At 62.2% G+C, this 8361-nt stretch carries 8 protein-coding genes; 6 read left to right on the top strand and 2 right to left on the bottom strand.

The features are described 5' to 3' along the window. The 6 genes from A2J01_RS12695 to A2J01_RS12670 all read left to right on the top strand — a co-directional run. Positions 1-320 (top strand): 2-oxo-4-hydroxy-4-carboxy-5-ureidoimidazoline decarboxylase (locus A2J01_RS12695; protein WP_156519259.1); only part of this gene is annotated, 320 nt, incomplete at its 5' end. Further along, positions 317-646, top strand: coding sequence for a hydroxyisourate hydrolase (gene uraH, locus A2J01_RS12690; RefSeq protein WP_064112832.1), 330 nt, complete (start codon positions 317-319; stop codon positions 644-646). The genes A2J01_RS12695 and uraH, both read left to right, overlap by 4 nt. 64 nt (positions 647-710) lie before the next feature. After that, the gene (gene pucL / locus A2J01_RS12685; protein WP_064112836.1) at positions 711-1613 is read left to right on the top strand and encodes a factor-independent urate hydroxylase; all 903 of its coding nucleotides are present in this window, start codon (positions 711-713) and stop codon (positions 1611-1613) included. Positions 1614-1666: 53 nt separating this feature from the next. After that, a complete protein-coding gene (locus tag A2J01_RS12680; RefSeq protein WP_230359898.1) occupies positions 1667-2980 on the top strand; it encodes an 8-oxoguanine deaminase in 1314 nt (437 codons plus the stop codon). Between the two features lie 7 nt (positions 2981-2987). Continuing rightward, a complete protein-coding gene (locus tag A2J01_RS12675) occupies positions 2988-3797 on the top strand; it encodes an FAD binding domain-containing protein (RefSeq protein ID WP_003941021.1) in 810 nt (269 codons plus the stop codon). Beyond that, positions 3794-6502 carry a molybdopterin-dependent oxidoreductase gene (locus A2J01_RS12670; protein WP_064112831.1) on the top strand — a complete coding sequence of 903 codons (2709 nt, stop codon included), beginning with the start codon at positions 3794-3796 and terminating at the stop codon, positions 6500-6502. The genes A2J01_RS12675 and A2J01_RS12670 overlap by 4 nt, the downstream gene beginning before the upstream one ends. On the opposite strand, the gene lat is transcribed toward A2J01_RS12670, so the two are convergent. Then, on the bottom strand, positions 6499-7827 hold the full coding sequence (gene lat, locus A2J01_RS12665; RefSeq protein WP_064112830.1) for an L-lysine 6-transaminase: 1329 nt from the start codon (positions 7825-7827) through the stop codon (positions 6499-6501). The genes A2J01_RS12670 and lat overlap by 4 nt on opposite strands. A gap of 65 nt (positions 7828-7892) precedes the next feature. Continuing rightward, entirely contained in the window at positions 7893-8357 is a 465-nt protein-coding gene (locus A2J01_RS12660) for an Lrp/AsnC family transcriptional regulator (RefSeq protein WP_003940830.1), read from the bottom strand. Positions 8358-8361: the final 4 nt, after the last annotated feature.

Below are 8361 nucleotides of genomic sequence, written 5' to 3'. Positions count from 1 at the left end.
ACGCTCTCTCCGGCCACCCACGAATCGGTGAGCGAAGCGAGAGCGCGGCCTCTACCCGTGAACAGTCGGGAGTCTCGTCGGCGACAGAAGACGTACTCGCGGAACTTCGACGGAAGAACGCCGAGTACGAAGAGACATTCGGCCATGTTTACCTGGTCTGCGCGTCGGGGAAATCTGGAACGGAGCTCCTCGACATCCTTCGAGGTCGTCTCCGAAACGACCCGGCGACCGAGCGTTCCGTGCTTCGAACCGAATTGGCCGCCATCAATCGGATCAGACTCGCCCGTCTGATCGATGCACTCGCCGGAGGCACAGCATGAGCAAGACCCTCAGCACGCACGTTCTCGACGCGACGACGGGCAACCCCGCGGCGGGGATTCGCGTCGAACTTCGTGATCGAGACGGTGCCTCCGTCACCACTGCGGAGACCGACTCCGACGGCCGCATCCCCGAACTTGCTCCCGGTGGCCTGACCGCCGGTCACTACACCCTGACTTTCGACACCGGAACGTATTTCGAGACCAACGGACAAGAAAACTTCTACCCGGAAGTGACAGTGACCTTCCGGGTGGACGACACGGCACGGGGCTATCACGTCCCACTGTTGCTGTCTACCTTTGCTTATTCCACCTATCGCGGGAGCTGAACACGTGACTACCGAAAACATCACGACCGGCAACATCACAACCGGCAGTACGAACACCGAACGGTTGAGCGGATCGATCGAACTATCGGGTCACCAGTACGGCAAAGCGGAAAATCGAGTAGTCCGAATCTATCGAGACACCCCCCGTCACGAAATTCACGACATCAACGTCTCCACCTGCCTGCGTGGAGATTTCGCCGACGCGTACCTCACCGGTGATCAATCGAAGGTTCTGCCGACCGACACGCAGAAACAAACGGCCTACTCCTACGCCAAGGAAAAGGGTCTGATCTCGATCGAGACGTACGGACTCGAACTCGCCCGTCATTTCGTCGACGACATCGAACCGGTCAGTGGCGCGCGGATCGAGATCGAGGAATACGCCTGGGAGCGTGCGATTGTCGACGGCAGCGAGCACGACTACACCTGGATTCGGAAGGGTCAGGAAGTTCGGACGGCGTCGATCACCATCGCCGATACCGGGACATGGGTGATCGGCGGCCTGAAGGACCTCGTGATCCTCAAATCGACCGGTAGTGAGTTCTCGGGTTTTCTCGAAGATCCGTACACCGTTCTCGAGCCGACCGACGACCGCGTCATGGCGACGACGTTGGTCGCCCAGTGGCGATTCGTCACCACCGACGTCGACTGGGAATCGGTCTACGCGGGCATCAAGGCACAGATCGTCAAGCAGTTCGCACAGGTACATTCACTTGCCCTGCAGCAGCCGCTCTTCCACATCGGCAAGGCAATCCTCGAGGAATTCCCGATCATCGCGGAGGTTCGACTGTCCGCACCCAACAAGCATCATTTCGAATATGCACTCGGCCGCTTCGGAGTGGAGAACGACAACGAGGTGTTCCACGCTGCGGATCGTCCGTACGGCCTGATCCAAGCTGCGGTCAGCCGATCCGACGCACCAGACGCGGGACCGTCGTGGACCACCTACGCCGGTTGGTTGTCGTGACCGAATCAGCTCTCGGGGCAACACTCGTCGTGGCGGGCGCTCATGTGGTCACGATGGACGGCGACCGCTCCGAGTACTCCGACGGCTATGTGGTGATCTCGGGCAACAAGATCGTCGACGTCGGCGCCGGAACGCCACCCGAATACCCGGGTGCGCAAGTGATCGACGGGAGTGGTTGCCTGATCACGCCGGGTCTGGTCAACACACATCATCATCTCTACCAATGGATCACCCGAGGCCTGGCCGCGGACTCGACGCTTTTCGAGTGGCTGACCACCCTGTACCCCGTCTGGGCAGGTATCGACGCCGACGCCGTCCACGTGGCGGCCACCGGCGGCCTCACGTGGTTGGCGAAAACCGGATGTACGACCACCACCGACCACCACTACGTCGTTCCCCGCGACGCCGGCGACGTTTTCGAGGCCGAGATCACCGCTGCTGCGCAGGTCGGCCTTCGATTCCACCCGTGTCGTGGGTCGATGGATCTCGGCCAGAGTTCCGGCGGCCTGCCACCGGATCACGTCGTGGAAAAACTCGATGACATCCTGACCGGCACGCAGTCGGTGATCGACCGTTGGCACGACCCGAATCCCGGATCGATGCTGCAGATCGCGGTAGCTCCCTGCTCACCCTTCTCGGTGACGGAGGCATTGCTCCGCGAGTCCGCGACGCTGGCCCGCGAAAACGGCGTGCGTATGCACACGCATCTGGCCGAGACACTGGACGAGGAGAGATTCTGCCGCGAGCATTTCGGTTGCACGCCGGTCGAATACATGGAACGAGTCGGCTGGGTGGGCCCGGACGTCTGGTACGCCCACGCAGTCCATCTCGACGACGCCGGTATCGAGACGATGGCGCGAACCGGAACTGCGGCGGCGCACTGCCCGACCTCCAACGCGCGCCTGGGAGCCGGTATCGCCCGTGCCGCCGATTTGGTGAACGGCGGGGTCACCGTGGGGCTCGGCGTGGACGGCGCGGCGAGCAATGAAGCTTGCAGCCTGATCGAGGAGTCTCGTCATGCACTTCTGTTTGCTCGCGCGAAGGGCGGACCGCAGACGATGACGGTGCGAAAAGCCTTGGAATTGGGAACGATCGGCGGCGCACGAGTTCTGGGCCGCGAGGGCGAAATCGGATCGATCGAGGTCGGAAAACTTGCCGACCTGGCGGTGTGGAAACTCGACACCGTCGCGCATGCCGGCATCACCGATCCGGTGGCGGCGCTCGTACTCGGCTCGACTCCCCCGCTGAAGTTACTGCTCGTCAACGGACGAATCGTAGTTGCCGACGGACGAGTCACCACCGTCGACGAGGACGTCGTGGCCTCGGATGTCGCACGCGCACACCGCGATCTACTCGGAAAGGCTTGAGGTCGCGATGGACCTGCACAGCGTCGACGAAGTTCTGGTGCCGCGGACCCGCGCCGAACTCCCCTGTGCCTCACCCGGCATCGGGTTCATCGGTGGCGGCACCTGGCTGTACTCGGAACCGCAGCCGCACCTGACCACCCTTGTCGACCTTGCGGGCTTCGACTGGGAAGCTGTGGCGGTCGGCGATCTCGGTCTCGAGATCGCGGCCACCTGCACCATCGAGGAACTGTGCCGCGCCGAACTTCCCGCATCCTGGCGCGCCGCAGCGCTGTTCCAACACTGCGCTGACGCACTGCTCGCATCGTGGAAGGTGTTGCGATACGCGACAGTCGGCGGCAACATCGCGCTCTCCTTCCCAGCCGGAGCGATGACGACTCTGTGCACCGCTCTCGACGCCGAACTGACGATCTGGCGTCCGGACGGTACCGAATACTCGTTCCCCGTAGTCGATTTCGTCATCGACGATTCTCGAAACGTACTCAGGTCCGGTGAGATCATCCGCAGTGTCCGGATTCCCGTGCATGCATTGACTGCACGTACCGCGATGCGAAAGCTGGCTCAGACGTCACTCGGGCGATCGGCCGTAGCCGTGGCCGGACGCTGCGGCGCCGACGGTTTCACGCTGGCGATCACCGCCGCGACCCGCCGTCCGTACGCTCTGAAATTCGACGAACTCCCCGACGCCACAGCACTTGCGGATGCGTTGCGCAGCAGGATTCCGGAAGACGCCTACTTCACCGATGTCCATGGAACTGCGCCGTGGCGGAAGGCGATGACCGAGCTTCTTGCCGAAGAAATCCGAGGTGAACTGGAATGAAGTACTCGGTGGACGGAGTTCCGCGCGACGACCAGGCCCGCCCAGGACAGTGCCTGCGAACCTTCCTCCGCGAGCACGGAGCGAACTCCGTCAAGAAGGGGTGCGATGCCGGAGACTGCGGCGCCTGCTCGGTGCTGGTCGACGGACACCCCACCCATTCGTGCATATTTCCCGCCCATCGCATCGACGGCCGCGACGTCGTCACCGCCTCCGGTCTCGGAACCCCGGAGAAACTTCACCCCATTCAACAGGCATTCGTGGACGCGGGCGGATTCCAATGTGGTTTCTGTACAGCCGGAATGGTAGTCACCGCATCAGCGTTGTCGGTCGAGCAAAAATCCGATCTCGCGTGCTCGATGAAAGGTAACCTGTGCCGCTGCACCGGTTATCGGTCCATTCGTGACGCTCTCGCCGGTACATCCAATACAGAGACCGCCAAAATAGGCGGGGCACAAGGGCGTTCGATCGCAGCACCGGCGTCCGCGCGCATCGTCACGGGAACCGAGCAGTACACCATGGACTTCTCCCCGGGTGAGAAGCCGGTCGACCTGCTTCACGTCGCAGTACTCGGCAGTCCGCACGCACACGCACACATAAGCCGGATAGACACGGCAGCAGCCGAAGCGGCGCCGGGCGTCGCCGCGGTCCTCACCTTTCATGACAGTCCGGACGTGCTGTTCTCGACCGCCCGGCACGAGGACCGCAACGACGATCCGGACGACACGCGCGTGTTCGACAGCACCCTCCGTTTCCGCGGCCAGCGCGTAGCCGCGGTCATCGCCGAATCCCCGACGCAGGCGGAACGTGCACTCTCGCTGATCGAAGTCGACTACGAGGTACGCGACGCGGTATTCGAACCAGATCTGGCGCGTTCCCCCGGCGCTCCGCTCCTACACGGCGACAAAGACGAGAGCTCGCGGATCGCAGAAGTCCCTCGCAACGTGGTTGCCGCGCTTCACGATGGTGTCGGCGATCTGGACCGTGCGCTCGCGGATGCCACTGCAGTCGTCGAAGGTACGTGGAAAACTGCGCGAGTCCAGCACGTGGCCTTGGAAACTCACGGCGCAGTGGGGTGGCTCGACGAGGACGGCCGTCTCGTCATCAGAAGCAGCACACAGGTGCCGTTTCTGGTTCGGGACGAATTGGCCCACATCTTCGATCTCGATCGCAGCCGAATCCGGGTGTTCGCAAAACGGGTAGGCGGGGGTTTCGGCGGGAAGCAGGAATTACTCACCGAGGATCTGGTCGCACTGGCCGTCTTGAAGACCGGCAAGCCCGTAGCCTACGAGTTCAGCCGAAGCGATCAGTTCACCATCGCACCGTCACGGCATCCGATGCGAGTATCGGTGCGTGCGGGAGCCGACGCCGACGGAACTCTCACTGCGCTCGCTATCGACGTGCTTTCCGACGCGGGGGCGTACGGGAACCATTCGATCGGAGTCATGTTCCATGGGTGCGCCGAATCCATGGCGGTCTATCGCGCTGCGACCAAACGCGTCGACGCCGAAGCGGTCTACACGAACAACGTTCCCTCCGGGGCCTTTCGTGGTTACGGGCTCGGCCAGATCATCTTCGCCGTCGAGTCGGCCATGGATCAGCTCGCGGATCGTCTCGGCATGGACCCCTTCGAGTTTCGGCGGCGCAACGTCGTCGTTCCCGGAGACGATTTTGTCGACTGGCACGTCGAGGACGGTGATCTCGAGTTCGGCAGCTACGGGCTGGACCAGTGCATCGACCTCGTCGACAGTGCACTGTCAAGCGGACGCGGAGAGGCTGCACCGACTGGGTCGCGTTGGCGGATCGGTCGGGGCATGGCAATTGCCATGATCGCGACGATCCCGCCGCGTGGTCACTTCTCCGACACCACCGTCGCGCTCGAGGCCGACGGTCGGTACGTCGTGAACATCGGCACCGCTGAGTTCGGCAACGGAACCACTACGATTCACCAACAGATCGCGGCCACCGAATTGCGGACGACAGTCGATCGCATCACGATTGTTCAATCCGACACCGATGCCGGCGGATACGACACCGGAGCGTTCGGGTCGACGGGAACGGTTATCGCCGGAAAGGCGCTCCTGATCGCCTGCGAGCGCCTTCGCGAGCGGATACTGACCCGTGCGGTGCGATCGAGCGGTCGCGGCGCGCAGATCGACGACCTTTCGCCGGACGGTGTCGAAACATCCCACGGTTGCCTCGATTTCGCGACGCTACTCGAAGGTGGCCCGCTCGCCGCTGACGGTCGCCACGACGGTACACCGCGCTCGGTCTCGTTCAACGTTCACGGTTTTCGCGTTGCCGTCGACACGAACACCGGCCGGGTGAAGATCCTGCAGTCGGTTCAGGCCGCCGATGCCGGCACCGTCATGAACCCGGCACAACTGCGAGGGCAGGTGGAAGGCGGTGTGGGACAAGCGCTCGGCGCTGCGCTGTCGGAGGAGATCGTCATCGAAGAAGGTCGGGTGATCAATCCGCAGTTGCGCAATTATCACGTTCCCCAGATCGGGGATCTGCCGATCACCGAAGTACTGTTTGCCGACACGTACGACAAGCTCGGGCCTTTCGGCGCGAAATCGATGAGTGAGGCCCCCTTCAATCCTGTAGCACCGGCGTTGGCAAACGCGATTGCCAACGCGTGTGGAGTGCGTATGTACTCCACACCGATGACACCGGATCGAGTGTGGGAACAGCTACAGAGGCCCTAGGTCTCGCGTGCGAGCACGCGCTCGACCGCGTCGACCGCGTCGTCCAGCTCACTGGTGGTCACCGTCAGCGCGGGCCGGAATCTGATTCCCCTCTTCCCGGTGGGCAGTATCATCACGTGCTCGTCTTCACGCAGTCGCTGTACGACGCGATCGCGAAGGTCACTGTCTTCCAGAGTGATCGCGCACATGAGGCCACGACCTCGCGGCTCGGTTGCCGCCGCGTACCGCCCGCAGACTTCGGTCAACCGGGCAAGGAGATGCGCACCCGTGAATCGCACGCGGTCGATCAGTCGGTCCTGCTCGACGACTTCGAGTATCCGCCGGGCACGAACCATGTCGGTGAGGTTGCCACCCCACGTCGAATTGATCCGAGAACTGACGTGAAACACGTTGTCATGCACTTCATCCACGCGCCCGCCGGCCATGATTCCGCACACCTGCGTTTTCTTGCCGAACGCCACCACATCCGGACTCAGACCCAATTGTTGGTAGGCCCAGGCAGTTCCGGTGATTCCGCAACCGGTCTGTACTTCGTCGAGAATGAAGAGGGCGTCGTTTTCGTGGCACAACTCCTGCATCGCCTGCAGAAATTCCGGCCTGAGGTGATGGTCGCCGCCCTCGCCCTGGATCGGCTCGGCGATGAAACAGGCAATGTCGTCGGGGTTGTCGGCGAAAGCTCGGCGCGCTTGATCGAGAGCTTGCCTCTCCGCAGCTTCGACATCGCGGCCGTCTTCCAGGTACGGCGAGTCGATACGTGGCCAGTCGAACTTGGGGAATCGCGCGACCTTGCCCGGTTCGGTGTTGGTGAGCGACATCGTGTAACCACTGCGGCCGTGAAAAGCCTCGGTCAGGTGCAGGACCTTTGTCCCCAGATCTGCTGACAACCCGCGGCTTTCGTTCCACCGACTCTTCCAGTCGAAGGCAACCTTGAGTGCATTTTCCACCGCCAGGGCTCCGCCGTCGACGAAGAACAAGTGTGGGAGTGCCGAATCCCCCAGTACCCGAGCGAAAGCCGCAACGAAGCGCGCCATGGGTTCGGTGTAGATGTCGGAGTTACTCGGCTTGTTGGAGGCCACGACAGCCAACTCCTGTTGAAACTCCTCGTCGCCTGTGATCGCAGGGTGATTCATACCCAGGGCCGAAGAGCCGAAGAAACCGAACATGTCCAGATACTCGGTTCCGTCTCGCAGGTCACGGAGATAGGAACCCCGCGACCCTTCGACGTCGAGAATCAGATCGAATCCGTCGACGAGGATGCTGGCCTTCAACACGTCGTAGACCGGAAAGAGCGCACTGTCACCGAAGTCTCGCATCGCAGTACTCATACGCGAAGGTTATGTCAATTTTCCGGGAGTGTCGATAGAGGACCGTAAAAGTTATTGAACAAGCGTCATTCGTCGTAAAAAGTTTGTAGGATGATGGTGCTTCGTGTGTTGACGTTGGCTGCCGTACGGATCTCCTGCAGCAATCGCTCCAACGCCCGAGGTGACGCCACCCGGACCAGGAGGACGTAGCTTTCGCTCCCGGCTACCGAGTGACACGAGACGACCGCCGGCAGATGACGCAAGCGGGCAGGCGCATCGTCGGGCTGCGAGGGATCGAGAGGAGTGATGGCGACAAATGCGGACAGATTGTGACCGAGTGCCTCCGGATCGATCTTCGCGGAGTACCCACGGATCACCTTGCGAGATTCCAAACGACGCACTCGCGATTGGACTGCGGAGATCGAGAGTCCAGCCTTCTCAGCAAGACTCGCGAGAGTGGCACGGCCGTCCAAGACCAATTCACGCATCAAAAGTCGATCGGTTTCGTCGACCGGAACACCGGCAACGTCACTGGTTTCTGTTTCTCGCACCTGC

It is taken from the genome of Rhodococcus sp. EPR-134, assembly GCF_001647205.1.
In the GTDB taxonomy this organism is placed as follows: domain Bacteria; phylum Actinomycetota; class Actinomycetes; order Mycobacteriales; family Mycobacteriaceae; genus Rhodococcus_F; species Rhodococcus_F qingshengii.
Note: the sequence above shows the minus strand (reverse complement) of the source record. Positions and strands in the feature narration are given on the sequence as shown.

Coding starts and splice junctions, on each gene's coding strand:
- A2J01_RS12670 (WP_064112831.1), top strand. CDS start 3,794: ATGAAGTACTCGGTGGACGGAGTTCCGCGCGACGACCAGGCCCGCCCA.
- A2J01_RS12680 (WP_230359898.1), top strand. CDS start 1,667: ATGGACGGCGACCGCTCCGAGTACTCCGACGGCTATGTGGTGATCTCG.
- A2J01_RS12675 (WP_003941021.1), top strand. CDS start 2,988: ATGGACCTGCACAGCGTCGACGAAGTTCTGGTGCCGCGGACCCGCGCC.
- uraH (WP_064112832.1), top strand. CDS start 317: ATGAGCAAGACCCTCAGCACGCACGTTCTCGACGCGACGACGGGCAAC.
- lat (WP_064112830.1), bottom strand. CDS start 7,827: ATGAGTACTGCGATGCGAGACTTCGGTGACAGTGCGCTCTTTCCGGTC.